At 53.3% G+C, this 14,439-nt stretch carries 14 protein-coding genes; 6 read left to right on the top strand and 8 right to left on the bottom strand.

All coding sequences use genetic code 11. The features are described 5' to 3' along the window. Window positions 1–29 precede the first annotated feature (29 nt). On the bottom strand, window positions 30–1,994 hold the full coding sequence (gene cpdB, locus BZG20_RS09295) for a 2',3'-cyclic-nucleotide 2'-phosphodiesterase (protein ID WP_046074310.1): 1,965 nt from the start codon (window positions 1,992–1,994) through the stop codon (window positions 30–32). A 282-nt stretch (window positions 1,995–2,276) separates the two neighbouring features. Between cpdB and cysG the strand changes: the two genes are divergently transcribed. The 5 genes from cysG to cysC are packed head-to-tail and all read left to right on the top strand — an operon-like array spanning window position 2,277 to window position 8,466. Further along, window positions 2,277–3,704, top strand: a complete 1,428-nt coding sequence (gene cysG, locus BZG20_RS09290) for a siroheme synthase CysG (RefSeq protein ID WP_077578817.1) — start codon at window positions 2,277–2,279, stop codon at window positions 3,702–3,704. Between the two features lie 12 nt (window positions 3,705–3,716). Further along, window positions 3,717–4,625, top strand: coding sequence for a sulfate adenylyltransferase subunit CysD (cysD, locus tag BZG20_RS09285; protein WP_077578816.1), 909 nt, complete (start codon window positions 3,717–3,719; stop codon window positions 4,623–4,625). 9 nt (window positions 4,626–4,634) lie between these two features. Then, on the top strand, window positions 4,635–6,059 hold the full coding sequence (gene cysN, locus BZG20_RS09280; RefSeq protein ID WP_077578815.1) for a sulfate adenylyltransferase subunit CysN: 1,425 nt from the start codon (window positions 4,635–4,637) through the stop codon (window positions 6,057–6,059). 3 nt (window positions 6,060–6,062) lie between these two features. Further along, window positions 6,063–7,805, top strand: coding sequence for an SLC13 family permease (locus BZG20_RS09275; RefSeq protein WP_077578814.1), 1,743 nt, complete (start codon window positions 6,063–6,065; stop codon window positions 7,803–7,805). Between the two features lie 34 nt (window positions 7,806–7,839). Beyond that, entirely contained in the window at window positions 7,840–8,466 is a 627-nt protein-coding gene (gene cysC / locus BZG20_RS09270) for an adenylyl-sulfate kinase (RefSeq protein ID WP_077578813.1), read from the top strand. On the opposite strand, the gene BZG20_RS09265 is transcribed toward cysC, so the two are convergent. From BZG20_RS09265 to BZG20_RS09235, 7 genes are all read right to left on the bottom strand, one after another. Further along, window positions 8,463–9,365 (bottom strand): TIGR03899 family protein, encoded by a 903-nt coding sequence (locus BZG20_RS09265; RefSeq protein ID WP_077458108.1) that lies wholly within the window; start codon window positions 9,363–9,365, stop codon window positions 8,463–8,465. The genes cysC and BZG20_RS09265 overlap by 4 nt on opposite strands. Before the next feature lie 238 nt (window positions 9,366–9,603). Next, a complete protein-coding gene (locus BZG20_RS09260; RefSeq protein WP_069361660.1) occupies window positions 9,604–10,101 on the bottom strand; it encodes a DUF3299 domain-containing protein in 498 nt (165 codons plus the stop codon). A 3-nt stretch (window positions 10,102–10,104) separates the two neighbouring features. Further along, entirely contained in the window at window positions 10,105–11,364 is a 1,260-nt protein-coding gene (locus tag BZG20_RS09255; RefSeq protein ID WP_077578812.1) for an ABC transporter permease, read from the bottom strand. Continuing rightward, on the bottom strand, window positions 11,361–12,056 hold the full coding sequence (locus BZG20_RS09250) for an ABC transporter ATP-binding protein (protein WP_077578811.1): 696 nt from the start codon (window positions 12,054–12,056) through the stop codon (window positions 11,361–11,363). Before BZG20_RS09250 ends, BZG20_RS09255 begins: the two co-directional genes overlap by 4 nt. Window positions 12,057–12,096: 40 nt before the next feature. Continuing rightward, entirely contained in the window at window positions 12,097–12,825 is a 729-nt protein-coding gene (locus BZG20_RS09245; protein ID WP_077578810.1) for a DUF2796 domain-containing protein, read from the bottom strand. 25 nt (window positions 12,826–12,850) lie between these two features. Next, window positions 12,851–13,174 carry a hypothetical protein gene (locus BZG20_RS09240; protein ID WP_046074299.1) on the bottom strand — a complete coding sequence of 108 codons (324 nt, stop codon included), beginning with the start codon at window positions 13,172–13,174 and terminating at the stop codon, window positions 12,851–12,853. Window positions 13,175–13,237: 63 nt separating this feature from the next. Continuing rightward, window positions 13,238–13,795: a YtfJ family protein gene (locus BZG20_RS09235; protein ID WP_077578809.1), complete on the bottom strand. Its 558-nt coding sequence runs from the start codon at window positions 13,793–13,795 to the stop codon at window positions 13,238–13,240. Window positions 13,796–14,168: 373 nt separating this feature from the next. Between BZG20_RS09235 and BZG20_RS09230 the strand changes: the two genes are divergently transcribed. Beyond that, window positions 14,169–14,375, top strand: a complete 207-nt coding sequence (locus BZG20_RS09230) for a DUF1107 domain-containing protein (protein WP_025673598.1) — start codon at window positions 14,169–14,171, stop codon at window positions 14,373–14,375. The last annotated feature ends 64 nt before the right edge of the window (window positions 14,376–14,439 follow it).

Below are 14,439 nucleotides of genomic sequence, written 5' to 3'. Positions count from 1 at the left end.
TTCAAAGGCTATTTATCTTTCTGTGTTAATTATTGGCGAGGTTGGCCTAAATCAACATGATAAACGGCAAAGCCGACCTCATCTTTTCCTTCTCGCGTCATCGACCAGCGGCCTTTTTGCTCAATAAACTGCGCTGCTTGCTCACTCGGGGAGGTTTCAAAGCTCACCACGGCATCTCCCTTAATCGGGGCAATCGACCAGTTATTGTCAGCGCTAACGGTCACCTCACCTTCCTCTTCACTCACGCGACTGATGTAGTTGGCGACCACGGTGCGGTTTTCATCCGGCGCGGCAAAGGCAATATGATCGCTGCCGGTGCCCGGGAACTTCGCCCCATACGCACGGTAGTTATTGGTCGCCACCAAGAAGGTTTGCTCGGGATCAACCGGCTTGCCTTGATAGGTGAGGTTGACGATCCGTGATGCCTCTGGGTTCACTTCATTACAATCGCCGTCGTAACGCGCGGGCTGGGTGACATCAATTTGGTATTCCACCCCATCAATCACGTCAAAGTTATAGGTGCGGAAACCGTCCCAGTTGATCAGCGATTGCGGCTGCGCTGCGTTTGGATCGATTTGATTAAACTGGCCGGCGCTGCACTCCAGCCATTGGGTGAGTTCGGCGCCAGAGACTTTCAGCGCCACCAAGGTATTCGGATATAGGTAAAGATCGGCGGCGTTGCGGAAGGTCAGTTGACCGGCTTCCACTTCCGTAAAGTTGCTCGGATCGTTTTTGCGTCCACCGGCCTTAAAGGGCGCAGCGGCAGAGACAACCGGAAGATCGGCCAAATCTGGGTCGCCTTGGATCATGCGCTCGACATAATCTTGTTGAGCGAGATTGACGATTTGTACGGTTGGGTCATCTTGTAGCAATGCCAAATAAGAGTACATCACATCATTGGCTTTGCCGATTGGTTGATTCACAAAATCTTGTGTGGCTTTATGATCGGCTTCTACCGCATCAAGCATCGCCTTATCGGCTTCAACCAATGCCTTGTTGTTGGCGCGGTCAAAAATGGGTCTCGCATGCGCGTTGCTATCAGTGACTTGCCATTGACCGTCCACTTGTTCGAGGGCGAGATCAATCACCCCCACGTGGCTGCCCCAGCGGCCAGCCATCACACTGGCCACGCCATTGATGGTGCCTTTTTCGATATCCGCGCCGGGAATATTGGCAAAGTCCTCGCCAGGGAATACCGCGTGCGAGTGACCAAAGGCAATGGCATCAATGCCGTCGACATCGGTGAGGTAATACACGGAATCTTCAGCCATCGCTTTATACGGCGCTTGGGAGATACCAGAGTGTGGGATTGCCACCACCACGTCAGCACCCTTGGCTTTCATCTCTGGGACGAGCTTTTCAGCGGTTTGTTTAATGTCTTTGGCGATCACTTTGCCTTCAAGGTTGGCTTTATCCCAAGTCATGATCTGCGGCGGCACAAAGCCGATGTAGCCGACTTTGATGGTATGGCTGTCACCGTCTTCATCTTTGAGTTGGTATTCTTTAATCAAATACGGGTCAAAGTAATGCTCGCCAGTCTCTGCATCGAACACGTTGGCGTTGATATACGGGAAGTTGGCGTCGTTAATCGACTCTTTTAAGAATGCTAAGCCGTAGTTGAATTCATGGTTACCGATGTTACCCACTTCATAATTGAGCAAGTTCATCGCTTTATATACCGGATGTACTTCTCCGGGTTTAATGCCTTTGCTGGCCATGTAGTCGCCCATCGGGCTGCCTTGAATCAGGTCACCATTATCCACCAATAGTGCGTTTTTTGCTTCATCACGCGCTTGTTTCACCACGGTGGCGGCGCGAACCAAGCCGATTTTTTGTGACGGTTTGTTTTTGTAGTAGTCATAATCCATCACGTTGGTGTGAATGTCGGTGGTTTCAATCACACGTAGGTTAATGGTGTCGGCAAAGGCACTGCCAGAGGCGGCAAATAAGCCGGCTACCACAGCAGTGGCGACAGCAGATGGCATCAAACGCATAACAAAGTCTCCAGTGAAAAATGTGCGTTAGTTATCAGGCAGATGAATTATGCCGTTTCTCATACCTAGAAAGCTGTGCGATTGATCGGCTTATTATCTTCGGCTGTCGCTCAACACCGATATCTTGCACGCTTTGCGATCTCAGTCATCGTTAATCCTTTCAGGCAAAGGCACTCCAGATCTTTTAATCACAAAAAAGAATAAAAAATGAATTTATAGAATTTCAGGTAATAGATGTGGGGCGATATAGTGGCGGTATTGTCATCAAGGGAATGCGCGATCATGGATTATCTCCCCCTCTTTGCTCAGCTCAAAAACCGTCCTTGCCTCGTGGTAGGGGGCGGTGAAATCGCATGGCGCAAAACGCGCATGTTGCTTAAGGTGGGCGCGGCCGTCACTGTGGTTGCCCCTGACGTCGACCGTGAAATTGCGGAGGCGCAAGCGCAAGGAAAGCTGACGGTATTGCGTGAGGCGTTTCGTCCCGAGCATCTGGACGGAAAGATGCTGGCGATTGCGGCGACTGACAATGCCCTCGTCAATGAGCTGGTCTCCACTGCCGCTGATAGCCGTAATATCTTAGTCAATGTCGTTGATGATACCCCTAAATGCAGCTTTATTGTCCCTTCTTTGGTTGATCGCTCTCCCATCATTATTGCCATCTCATCGGGCGGCAAAGCGCCGGTATTGGCGCGGATGTTACGTGAAAAAATTGAAACTCTAGTGCCGCAACATATTGGCAAAATGGCGGCAATGGCGGGTGCGTTTCGCGACAAACTGAAAACGCGCATTCCGACCTTAACGGGCCGGCGCAAATTCTGGGAGGCCGCTTTTAGTGGGCGGTTTGCCGATTTAGTCGCGGCAGGCAAACACCAGCAAGCCGAGCAAGCGCTGGAGCAGCTTAGTGGACAAATCACCACCCAAGGCGAAGTGGCGTTGATTGGTGCCGGGCCGGGGGATCCTGGGCTATTGACCTTGCGCGCGTTGCAATTGATGCAGCAAGCCGATGTGGTGCTTTACGACTACTTGGTGGCTGAACCGATTATGGAGCTGTGCCGCCGAGATGCAGAGCTGATCTGTGTGGGCAAACGGGCGAGCTACCACAGTGTGAGCCAAGACGACATCAATCGTCTGTTGGTCGAGCATGCTCAAGCCGGAAAACGGGTGGTGCGCTTAAAAGGGGGCGATCCTTTCATGTTTGGCCGTGGTGGTGAGGAATTACAAACCCTTGCCAACGCCGGTGTCTCGTTTCAAGTGGTGCCGGGGATCACTGCGGCGGCGGGGGCGACGGCCTATGCCGGTATTCCGCTCACCCATCGTGATCATGCCCAGACCGCACTGTTTATTACCGGTCATTTGAAAAAAGAACAAGACACCTTGGAGTGGGCGACGTTAGCGCGCCCGCGTCAGACCTTGGTGATTTATATGGGATTGATGAAGTCGGCCCATATTCAAAGCCAACTGATGGCTCACGGCCGATCGCCGGACACTCCTGTGGCGGTGATTGAAAACGGCACGCGTCCGGAGCAGAAAGTCTTTACCGGTCAACTCAACAACTTACCGTCGCTGGCGGAACAAGCTGCGTCGCCCGCGCTTATTGTGGTGGGCGAAGTGGCGGCACTCGCCGGTCAGCTGACATGGTTTGGCGAGGGGCGCGCGGTAAGCGATGCCGACCCCACGCAAGCCCCCACCGCTGTGGTTAACTTCGCTTAAAGGATAGTTAGGATGGATGCAAAAACACTCACTCACCTCCAGCAGTTAGAAGCCGAGAGCATTCATATACTGCGGGAAGTCGCGGCGGAGTTTGATAACCCCGTGATGCTGTATTCGATTGGCAAAGACTCGTCAGTGATGCTGCATTTGGCGCGCAAAGCTTTTTACCCCGGAAAGATCCCGTTTCCGCTGCTGCATGTCGATACCGACTGGAAGTTTCGCGACATGATTGCCTTTCGCGATCGTACTGCCAAGGAGTTCGGGCTGGATCTGATTGTGCACAAAAACCCAGAAGGGATGGCTCAGGGGATCAATCCTTTTGATCACGGCTCCGACAAGCACACCGATATCATGAAAACCCAAGCGCTGAAGCAGGCGCTGGATCAGCATAAGTTTGATGCGGCATTTGGCGGCGCGCGTCGGGACGAAGAAAAATCCCGCGCCAAAGAGCGTGTCTATTCGTTCCGTGATAAGAACCATCGCTGGGATCCGAAGAACCAACGGCCAGAGCTGTGGCGCAACTATAACGGTCAAGTGAATCCGGGCGAGAGTATTCGCGTGTTTCCGCTCTCTAACTGGACTGAGCTCGATATCTGGCAATACATCTATCTGGAAAATATCGACATTGTTCCGCTTTATTTAGCGGCCGAGCGCCCCGTGGTAGAGCGCGATGGCACCTTGTACATGGTGGATGATGCGCGGATGCCGATTGGACCCGACGAAACCGTGACCCATAAATCGGTGCGTTTTCGCACCCTGGGCTGCTACCCATTGACCGGGGCAGTCGAGTCACACGCCAATACCTTGCCAGAGATCATCGAAGAGATGTTGGTCGCCACCTCGAGTGAGCGTCAAGGGCGGGCGATCGACCACGATCAGTCCGGGTCCATGGAGCGCAAGAAGCGTCAGGGTTATTTCTAAGGAGCAGTCATGAATCCAGCAATTCAACAACAGGTGGCCGATCTGGGTATTGAAGGTTACTTGCAACAGCACCAACACAAAAGTTTATTGCGCTTTCTGACCTGTGGCTCGGTCGATGACGGTAAATCGACCTTGATTGGCCGTTTGCTGCACGACTCGCAGCAGATCTATGAAGATCAGCTGGCTGCGGTCCATGCAGATAGCCAGCGTGTCGGCACAACGGGCGAGAAACCCGATCTGGCGCTACTGGTAGACGGCCTGCAAGCCGAGCGTGAGCAGGGGATCACCATTGATGTGGCGTACCGGTATTTCTCCACCTCCAAACGTAAGTTTATCATTGCCGATACCCCCGGCCATGAGCAGTACACCCGTAATATGGCTACCGGCGCGTCGACCTGTGATGTGGCGGTGATCTTAATCGACGCGCGTCACGGCATCTTAGATCAGACCCGCCGCCATTCATACATCGCTAACTTACTGGGTATTCAGCATTTTGTGGTAGCGGTGAACAAGATGGATTTGGTGGAATATAGCCAAGCCCGATTTAATGAAATCCAAGAGCAATATTTGGCGTTTGCCGATCAGCTCAACCCCGGCTTGTCGGTGTCTATGGTGCCCTTGTCGGCACTGGAAGGCGACAATGTGGTCAATGCCAGTGACGCGATGGCGTGGTATCAAGGCGAGCCGCTGCTCAGCCAGCTAGAAGCCATCGACATTGAAAAATCGCGCGGGACGGGCGCATTCCGTTTTCCGGTGCAGTATGTCAATCGACCAGATCTGAACTTTCGCGGTTACGCCGGCACCCTTGCCAGTGGCGAGTTGCATGTGGGCGATGAGGTTAAGGTACTCTCCTCTGGGCTTGCCGCGAAGGTCGCGCGCATCGTCACCTTTGACGGTGATCGTGAATTTGCCTTTAGCGGTCAAGCGGTCACCCTCACTTTGGATAGAGAAATTGATATCTCGCGTGGCGATCTCTTGGTGCGAGCGGATGATGACGTCGCGGTGGGGCAACGATTTGACGCCGACGTGGTGTGGATGACGCAAATCCCACTGGCTCCGGGGCGTGAATACGAGATTAAGTTGGCCAGCAAGAAAACCTCGGCGCAGGTTGAGTCGCTGTCCTATGGGGTCGATGTTAATACGCTTAACACCCATGACGCAGACACCTTGCCGCTCAATGGCATTGGTCGTTGCACCTTGACCCTGAGCGAAGCGGTGCCGCTGGATACCTATCACGATAGCCCGAATACCGGTGGCTTTATCCTGATTGATCGTCTCACCAATGTGACGGTCGGCGCGGGCATGATCCGTCATGTGGCGGAGACGCAGCCGCAAACCACCTCGTCGTTCTCAGCGTTTGAGCTTGAGTTAAACCAGCTGATCCGCAAGCACTTTCCGCATTGGCAAGCGCGGGATCTGCGTCAACTGGGATAAACGATGAGTTGGCAGGAAACCACGGTACTCACCTTGCTGGTGGCGATTGTCGCCGGCTTGGTGCTCACTCGATTAAAGCCTGCGCTCTTGTTTGCGGGGGCCGCGTTTGTGGCGTTCCAAACTGGGCTGACCTCGGTTGAAGCGCTGACGGCGAACTTTACCGCGCCATCACTGCTGACCTTGGTATTGCTGATTTTGGTTTCTTGTGCGCTAGAGAAAACCCATCTGACCAGCTGGGTCGCGCGACAGGCGTCGCACGGCGCACTCCCCACTGTGATTGCTAAATTAGGCATCTCAAGTGCGCTGCTGTCGGCGCTGGTCAATAACACTGCGGTGGTGGTGTCCATGATTGGCGCGATCAAGCGCAACCGACGTCACTCACCCTCGCAGCTTTTGATCCCATTGTCATACAGCGCCATTCTCGGCGGCACCCTGACGCTGATTGGCACGTCCACCAACCTCATTGTGAACAGCTTTGTTGAGCGGGCGGGATTACCCAGTTTGGGATTTTTCACCCCAACGGTCATTGGTGCCGCCGCACTGGTGGCAGGATTGTTGGTGTTAATTCCGTTCAGCTACCGGTTGCCACGCCAGGATGGTGAACAAGAAGAGAGCTTGCCGTATGTGCTCGAAGCGCGGCTAGCCGCCGACTCGCCCTTATGTGGGCAAAGCGTGGCAGACAATGGCTTGCGAGCACTACGGCGTTTGTACTTGGCCGAAATTCATCGTCAAGACGGCGTCATTGCACCCGTGTGTCCGGAGACGCCGTTATTGGCTGGTGACAAGTTGCAGTTTGCCGGCGATGTGGAAAGTGTTGCGACCTTACAAGAGATCCCTGGCTTGACCTTGTTCGGCCAGCATCACATTGATGGGCAAAATTTGATTGAGGTGGTGGTGAGCCACAGCGCCAGCATTTGTGGCAAAACCCTCAAAGCCGCCCGGTTTCGCGAGACCTTTGATGCTGTGGTGGTCGCCATTCGTCGCGGCCATGAAAAACTTGACGGTGGGCTGGGTAATATTCCTTTGCATGCCGGCGATACGCTGGTGTTGGTGCCGGGCAAAACCTTTCGCCAAGACAGCCAAGCGCTGCGGCGTGAATTCGTGCTCTTTAATGGTTTGGAAGCCAGTACCCGTCTTTCCGAGCGGAAAAGCGTTGCGGTACTGGCAGGATTTGTCGCGGTGATTGGCGCGGCCTTGCTCACCCCGATGCCACTGCTCAATGGCTTAGCCGCGTATTTGGTGGTGTTGCTGGTCACCGGCATTATCTCTTTGCACGATTTACAACGTCGCTTTCCCGTTGAGGTGGTGGTGATTGTCGGTGCGGCGCTGACATTGGCACAACTGATGTTGGCGTCAGGGCTGTCGGCACGCTTTAGTGATTGGTTTATGGCGACCTTTAGCGCAGGGGGCGCGATAGGGGCGCTGGTGGCTGTGTACTTGCTGACCTTGTTACTGACCGAGCTTATCACCAACAATGCCGCGGCGGCGCTGGCTTTCCCGCTGGGCTATAGCTTGGCGCTAGGGTATGGGGTGGATCCTATGCCTTTTGTGATGGCAGTGCTGTTTGGCGCCAGTGCCAGTTTTATTTCCCCTTACGGGTATCAAACCAATTTATTGGTATACAGCGTGGGCAATTACCAGCTACGTGATTATTTGCGTCTGGGGCTGCCATTATCTGTGGTGTATTCCGCAGTAGTGCTCACCTTGTTACCGATTGTTTTTCCTTTAACGGTGGTCGCCCCTTAATCATGGCGTGGCCAACGAAATAGCGGAGATTTTTATGACTGACACTGTATCTGCGTCAACCGATCCCAATGTGATCTGGCACCAGCATCATGTTGACCAAGCCCAGCGCAGTGAACAAAAACAGCAACAACCCGTGGTGCTTTGGTTTACCGGCTTGTCTGGCTCGGGCAAATCGACCATCGCCGGCGCGCTGGAGGCGGCCTTGGTGGCCGAAGGGCACCATACCTATTTGCTGGATGGCGATAATATTCGCCATGGCTTATGTCGCGACCTGGGTTTTTCCGATCAGGACAGAGCCGAGAACATTCGCCGAATTGGCGAGGTGGCTAAGTTGATGACTGATGCTGGCCTGATTGTCTTGAGTGCCTTTATTTCACCGTTCCGCGCGGAGCGAGAGCGGGTGCGCGAGCGTTTGTCTGAGGGGCAGTTTATCGAAGTCTTTGTCGATACGCCGCTGGCGGTGTGTGAGCGGCGCGACCCCAAAGGGCTGTACAAAAAAGCGCGTGCCGGCGAGATCCCGGCGTTTACCGGCATATCGTCAGAGTATGAGCCACCGCGAACACCGGCGATCCATTTAAGCGGAGAGCACAGTGTCGCCGAGCATGTGGCGACCTGTCTTCGCGACCTGCGTGAACGCGGGGTGTTGCGCTCGTCAGATTAAGCGTGAGTGTTGACCGTATCACCCACATCGCTGTGCATCTCAAAGCCTTCGGCGAGCAACGCACAAATGGCGTGGTGGTAATCGGGATGCACGCGTTTACCGACCAGTTTTGCTAGCTCATGGCCAGTGGGGCTAAAGCGGTAATAATAAAGACGCATCCCTTTGTGGAGCGGGGTGAGCATGTATTGGGTGTCTTGCAGTTTAAACGGCATCGCTGGCTGCATTTCAATCACACCAGATTCAAGCTCGGTGCGCAGGATCAGCCCCAAGTCCATCAACAGCATTAAGTCGGTGTAAGACAGTTGGTAGTGACCCAGCGAGAGCTTATGAGGCGGCTCTGGGCGTAGCAGTTGCACCAAGCCTTGACGGCGGCGAAAACCAGTGACTAGCTTTTTGGTGCTGTCTTGCCCAAAGGTGCTGGACAATGCACAGGCGCGTTGCAGTGCTTGCGCTTCGCGCTGGGTCATAGTCTCGAGAATGGTCAGTGCTTTAATTGAGGTGCTGCCGGGGCGGAGCATTTCTTGTTTGAGAATCTTCGCCCACAACTGCTGCATTGCATGGCCGTGAATATTGCGGGCTAAATCGAAAAAACGAACCAGCCAATCTGGGTCCGGGGTCTGAGCGGTTTCGCTATGACACTGGTCGTAGGTCAGAGCAATGATGGCTTCGAGGTTAGCCTGCTGCTTTTGCATCACATGACGCTGGCGGGTGGCACTGCGATGCGCGAGATCTTCCTGCTCAACCTCCTGCAGGCGCGCATCAACATAATATTCACTGGCAATGGCTTTTAGTCGCCCTTTACTGCCACGCAGATCCGCGTCTTCTTTATTCTTGTGATCCTGATGTTGTCGTTTATCGGGGTGGACGTCGACGACCTCGGGTTTGTCTTGCTCTGCCATGCGATTCTCACACTGATTGTCAGCAAATTTAGTGCTGGCAAATATGTTAATTAAAGATTAAATTTGTTAACATTATGAGCGTTAACAATCAAGCATAGGGATGCGTGTGCGCAAGCAAAAACTCAACCCCATCAATCTGCTACTGATTGCCGTGTACATTGGCGCACTGGCGATCTTGTCTCATTATATTGTCTGACAACATCGGGTGCGCCGATCAGGCTCACTGATTGATAGGGACTTATCCGTCGTCGTAGTCCGTTAATTCGGTGCCTTGTAGCACATAACCCACCTCTGCCAAGTCATGGCTCACATGTTCGGTCTTCAGCGTGCCTTCGACATAGACCACATCCCATAACTGTTGAATCGGCGCGCCGCCGGCAAACTTTACATAAACAATTTGATTGGGTGGCGGGGGTGGAACATGAATACAGGCGCCAAGAAAGGGCACCAGTAGGAATTCCGTGACCACTTTATCGTCGCCTTCCAGTGGGATCACGAAGCCAGGGATTTTGACTTGGCTGTTGTTGAGCTCTGGGCGAACAGAGCCGACCAGGCTTTGTGGGTTCTCACTGTCGTGGCTGATTTCCGGCATCCCGCGGCTATCAAATTGAGCACGTTCATGCTCAGGCACCAAATCAATCCAATCCAGCGTGAGTGGTTCGCTATTTGCCCAAGCCTGAGAGCCAAAAAGACTGCTAAGCAAGGCGATAAGTCCGAGCATTATCCGTTTTTTCATCTGTTATACCTTAATTGTCATGCCATCAGCGAGCGCCTGTCGATAGGCGCGCCAAGCCGGGATCAAGCCCACGATAAAGCCAGCGACCAACACACCGGCCATCAGTGATAGCTCATAAGAAGACGGCCAGTCGAGTGGCAAGAACAAGCCAAACTCACTGAGGATATAAGGCTGCGCCAGCGCCAGCCCGCCATAAAGCAGGAGCACACCAAAGACGATCCCTGCGACGGTGATCGCGACCGCCTCACTGACCAGAAGCAAAATAATATGCAAAGGACGCGCGCCCATCGCACGTAAGATTGCCATTTCTCGCCGACGTTCATTCAGGCTGGTAAGTAGGCTTGAAAGCATGCCCAAAAGCCCGGCGACGGCGACAAATCCGGAGATCACCAGCAGTGCTTGCTCGCCAACCCGCATCATACCCCAGAGTTCATGCAAGGCAATACCGGGCATAATCGCGGTGAGTGGCTCGCGTGGATAGGTATTAACCCAGCGCTGGACGGCAAAGGTTTTGATTTTGCTGTTTAGTCCCACCATCACTGCGGTCAGCTGCTCCGGCTGTAGCTCGCGTTGCTGCGCTTGCGCTTGGGTGAGACCTTGGCCGAGTCGCGCGCCACTTTCCCAGCCGACATGAATCGCTTCGATGGCTTCAAGCGACACATGCACACTGCGGTCGACGGGGGTGCCAGTGGGCGCCAAGATCCCGGTGACCGTAAAGGGTAAATTGTCATGCTGATTAAAGCCTTTGTCGGCCAGTCCATGGGCAATGATCAGACTATCGCCCATCTTGTATCCCAGCTCTTTCGCCACTTGGGCGCCAATCACGGTATCAAATAAGCCGGAAAACGGGCCGCCTTGGCGAAAGGCGAGTGGTTTTTTTTGACCATATTGATAATGAGCAAAGTAATCATTGGTGGTGCCGACCACGCGAAAGCCGCGATGAGAATCGCCCAGTGAAATGGGAATGGTCCAATTCACATCCGAGTGCTCACGAAGGCGCTGGTAACTGTCCCAGCCGATATTGTTGGTGGCGTTACCAATACGAAACACCGAGTAGAGCAGTAAATTAATGGGACCGGAGCGGGCACCGACAATTAAATCGGTATTGGAGATGGTGTTGGCAAAGCTGGCCTTAGCTTGGGTGCGCACCTTCTCCACCCCGAGTAAGAGCACCACGGCGAGGGTGACAGTCAGCAAAGAGAGCAGGGCGGTGGCGCGGCGATTCTTGAGGCTTTGCCCTGCCAATCCTAGTAGTGAAATCATTGGTTGGCCTCCTCGCGGTTTATGGCGCGATTAAGCGCGGGAAGCGAGACATCGCGGTCAAACAAGGGCGCCAATTGGCTGTCATGGCTGACAAACAATAAGCTGCTATTAGCTTCACGGCATCGGTCTTGAAGTAATTGAATAAAGGTATTTCGGGTGTCTGCGTCGAGCGCAGAGGTGGGCTCGTCAGCGATAATCAATGCTGGTGCCCCAATTAATGCGCGAGCCGCTGCGACCCGCTGTTGCTGGCCGATACTCAGTGCAGTGACTGGCTGATGGTAACAGTGCGCGGGAAGACCAAGTTTATCGAGTAAATAGGCGGCCTCTTGGTGTGCAGGCTGGCTGAGTGCCTGACGCCGCGTGTGAGAAAAGCGCAGCGGGACGGTGACATTGTCAATCACCGATAAATAGGGCAGCAGATTAAATTGCTGAAAAATATAACCAATGTGGTTAGCACGGAACTGATCCCGTTGACGATCATTCAGTGCGGTTAGCGCTTGATGATTGACCGTCAGTGTTCCCGATTGTGGGTTATGAATGCCTGCAATCAGGCTCAGCAGGGTGGATTTCCCACTGCCACTGGGGCCTTTTAAAAATACATGCTCGCCCTCACCGACCGCAAAGGTGTCGATATCTAAGATCGGTTGCGGCTGATCTGGCCACGTAAAACGCAGTTGTTCGATGGTTATCATGCCTGACAGGGGCGCTTAACGCGCCCCGCCTCCTTGTTCACTACCACTGGATGTGCGACTTGGCACGATTCAAGGTGTCTACCCAGACCTTATCATCAGTAAAGGCCTGAATTTTGATGGTTTCTGTGTTGGGGAACAGGCTAAACCAATCAGTTTGCAATTCGGTGAAGGCTTGCGGGTTTTGGCAAACGAATTGGTAGTTCGCTGATAAGGTGTTGTGGTTACCGTGATCATGCCCATGATGCTCATCGTGGCCGTGGTGCTCATCGTGGTCATGGTGCTCGTCGTGGTCATGGTGCTCATCGTGGCCGTGGTGCTCGTCGTGGCCGTGGTGCTCATCGTGGCCGTGGTGCTCATCGTGGCCGTGGTGCTCGTCGTGGTCATGGTGCTCATCGTGGCCGTGGTGCTCATCGTGGCCGTGATGCTCATCGTAGTCGCTAAAACTGCTGGTGACTTTGGCCTCGGCGAGCTGGCAATTTGCCTCTTTGGCTAGCTGGAAGCGTTTCCCTCCATCACGCAGCAGTGCATAAGCATCTTCAAGTGTTTGCTGGTCGGCGGCATTTTTCGGGTGGTGCTCAAACCCAACCACATCATGGCCGGGTGCGGTCAGTTCAATCAGCACACGCTCACCGTCTTGGGCAAGGCTTGCGGTGACTTCACCGTGCACATGGGCATCGAACGACTGATAGTTGGCTTCTTCGGCGAGCGTGGCTGTGGACGCGGTTGCGATGGCCATGGCGATAACATTGGGTAAAAAACGGGTTTTCATTGGGTTCTCCTAGTGAATAAATGGGTTAACTGATTGCGGTATTTATCCAACTAGGTGGGTCGCGCGCCGAAAAGGCGATGGCGATGTGGTAAGCACGTGGTGGCTTAGAAAGGGTAATAATTGCGTTGACCACATAGGTGGGCGCAGGTGCTGTGACAGCATAAGCTAAGAGGGCGGGTGGCACCAAGTGGCAGGCGCTGCAGTGCTCACTGTGATGCGTTGGAGTGAAAGTATCGAGGTGATGATGCCCCCACAGCCCAGCTTGGCTGAGCAGCAAAACAAACAGCAGATGGACGATCAATCGCCGAAACATACCAACTTCCGCGCCATATAAGTAATGTGATAACATAACAATTATCATCATCAACGCCAAGTATTGAATGGCAGCGCGGGCTGTCCCCGCGCGCGGTTGTTATTGGTTGACCAGTTGGGTGACTAAGCTGACGACTTGATTCACTTCATCGGCACTTAATTTGCCTTCTTTGACAAAACGTACTGAGCCTTTGTCATCCAATACAGCAATTAACGAGCTTTCTTCTTTTAGGCGCCACGCTTCGGCAACACTGCCGTTTTCGTCGAGCACGATAGAAGACCAACTAAACTCGCGTTTACTGTCTTCGGCTGATGATTTCACAAAGCCACCGGTGCCCCACATGGCATCATCTTGGTTAATGATGGTGGTGGTTTGGTAGCGAGCGTCATCAAAGTCCGCGGCTGTGATGGCTTCCATTAACGGCGCGTTCATTTCCTTGGCACTGCTGCGTCCGGCGATAGCTTGGATCACGCGCACCTTGCCTGGCAATTGCTCGGTTTGCCAGTCTTGATAGACGATATCGTCGCCATTGAGGGTCAATTCGCCATGCTCGGCGACCTTGGCTGAAGGTAAAGGTGCACCATTTTGGACCGTATGCGCCATACTGGTGCCAGAGAATAACGCAAAGACGAGAGCAAGTAGGGTGGTTTTTTTCATTATTAATCATCCATGTTTGTGGTCACTATTTGGCATCAGGTGCCAAGTTATCTATGGTTACGCCAGACGGTGATTTGTGCCAAGTATCTAAGGTGAATCCGTGCGCAAGATCGGAATTTTATCCGGTGATCTTAAAAAGCGTTGGCTCGTCATCGATCAAACGAGGGAACTTTTGGTGTTGTGTTGCCTCTAACACTGTGTTGGTCACCTTGGCAAGGTGGCACTTTGCTTGCTTAGCTTTGTACGCGGAGATGGTTAGATAATCTTCTGCTCTCCATGGTGGTAGCTCATATTTGCTGTGAACAGTGAATGAATCGGGTTACCGTTTCGGTCTGTTAATCAGACTTTGTTGAGAAAAAAGAAAGGGATCCTTATGCTTCGCATCTTTCGTCAATATCGACCAACCCAGATTGCGCGGTATGTGAAACGATTTTTTAAGGGCCGACTCTATATCGAAGGTGTAGGCGCGTTTGAGTTTGATGGTGGCCGTTTGCTGCCGCCGGGACACAGTGACAAACGAGCGTTATCGGTAATGACCGAGGTGAATAAAGAAATTAAAGCCATGGCCATTACCGCATAAACATCGCCACACTGAAAAAACACGTCCAACCGGACGTGTTTTTTTATGCCTCATCCTTCAGCCA

Source organism: Salinivibrio sp. IB868 (assembly GCF_001995655.1).
GTDB lineage: Bacteria > Pseudomonadota > Gammaproteobacteria > Enterobacterales > Vibrionaceae > Salinivibrio > Salinivibrio siamensis.
The sequence above is the reverse complement of the archived record's forward strand: the minus strand, read 5'-3'. Positions and strand labels throughout refer to the sequence as shown.

Bases quoted from the DNA above. Each gene is read 5' to 3' on its own strand.
- cpdB (WP_046074310.1), bottom strand. From the start codon at position 1,994: ATGCGTTTGATGCCATCTGCTGTCGCCACTGCTGTGGTAGCCGGCTTA.
- cysG (WP_077578817.1), top strand. From the start codon at position 2,277: ATGGATTATCTCCCCCTCTTTGCTCAGCTCAAAAACCGTCCTTGCCTC.
- cysD (WP_077578816.1), top strand. From the start codon at position 3,717: ATGGATGCAAAAACACTCACTCACCTCCAGCAGTTAGAAGCCGAGAGC.
- cysN (WP_077578815.1), top strand. From the start codon at position 4,635: ATGAATCCAGCAATTCAACAACAGGTGGCCGATCTGGGTATTGAAGGT.
- BZG20_RS09275 (WP_077578814.1), top strand. From the start codon at position 6,063: ATGAGTTGGCAGGAAACCACGGTACTCACCTTGCTGGTGGCGATTGTC.
- cysC (WP_077578813.1), top strand. From the start codon at position 7,840: ATGACTGACACTGTATCTGCGTCAACCGATCCCAATGTGATCTGGCAC.
- BZG20_RS09265 (WP_077458108.1), bottom strand. From the start codon at position 9,365: ATGGCAGAGCAAGACAAACCCGAGGTCGTCGACGTCCACCCCGATAAA.
- BZG20_RS09260 (WP_069361660.1), bottom strand. From the start codon at position 10,101: ATGAAAAAACGGATAATGCTCGGACTTATCGCCTTGCTTAGCAGTCTT.
- BZG20_RS09255 (WP_077578812.1), bottom strand. From the start codon at position 11,364: ATGATTTCACTACTAGGATTGGCAGGGCAAAGCCTCAAGAATCGCCGC.
- BZG20_RS09250 (WP_077578811.1), bottom strand. From the start codon at position 12,056: ATGATAACCATCGAACAACTGCGTTTTACGTGGCCAGATCAGCCGCAA.
- BZG20_RS09245 (WP_077578810.1), bottom strand. From the start codon at position 12,825: ATGAAAACCCGTTTTTTACCCAATGTTATCGCCATGGCCATCGCAACC.
- BZG20_RS09240 (WP_046074299.1), bottom strand. From the start codon at position 13,174: ATGTTATCACATTACTTATATGGCGCGGAAGTTGGTATGTTTCGGCGA.
- BZG20_RS09235 (WP_077578809.1), bottom strand. From the start codon at position 13,795: ATGAAAAAAACCACCCTACTTGCTCTCGTCTTTGCGTTATTCTCTGGC.
- BZG20_RS09230 (WP_025673598.1), top strand. From the start codon at position 14,169: ATGCTTCGCATCTTTCGTCAATATCGACCAACCCAGATTGCGCGGTAT.